A 655-nucleotide genomic window follows, 5' to 3' on the forward strand; every position below is an offset into this window, starting at 1 on the left:
CGCCCGGCTCGCGTGGATCCCGCGTCGCGCGGGTGAACGCGGTGCCCTGGCGGCGGGCGCGGCGCCGACGCTGCTGCCCGGTGGCCGCCCGGTCACCGACGCGGCGGCTCGCGCCGAGGTCGAAAAGGCCTGGGGCGTCGAGCTTCCCGCCACGGCGGGCCGCGACACCACCGCGATCCTCAAGGCCGCTTCCGGCAACGACCTCGACGGTCTGCTCATCGGCGGCGTCGACCCGGACGACCTGCCGGACCCGGATCTGGCCCGCCGCGCGCTCGAGAACGCGAAGTTCGTGGTGAGCCTCGAACTGCGGCGCGGCGCGGTCACCGAGCACGCGGACGTCGTCCTCCCGATCGCTCCGGCGGTCGAGAAGTCGGGCACCTACCTGAACTGGGAAGGCCGCCGCCGCGAGTTCGCCGTCACCCTCGAAGGCACCGGCGCCCTGCCGGACTGCCGGGTGCTCGACACCCTCGCCGTCGAGATGGACGCCGACCTGTTCACCCAGACCCCGGCCGCCGCGGCCGCCGATCTGGCGAAGCTGCCCGCGCGTGAGATGAAGGACGCTTTCATTGCAGATTTTGCTATGAAGGACGCTTTCATTGCACGCCCGGAGCCCACGGACGGCAAGGTCCTCCTCGCCACCCCGCCGCAGCGGATA

The 655-nt window shown here is 72.7% G+C and carries 1 protein-coding gene; it reads left to right on the forward strand.

Annotated features, from left to right (window positions below; translation table 11 throughout):
* Positions 1-655: molybdopterin-dependent oxidoreductase (locus CFP71_RS42870; protein WP_244200056.1), on the forward strand; the 655-nt coding region annotated here is incomplete at both ends.

Origin of the sequence: Amycolatopsis thailandensis, from assembly GCF_002234405.1 — a bacterium.
Taxonomy (GTDB): domain Bacteria; phylum Actinomycetota; class Actinomycetes; order Mycobacteriales; family Pseudonocardiaceae; genus Amycolatopsis; species Amycolatopsis thailandensis.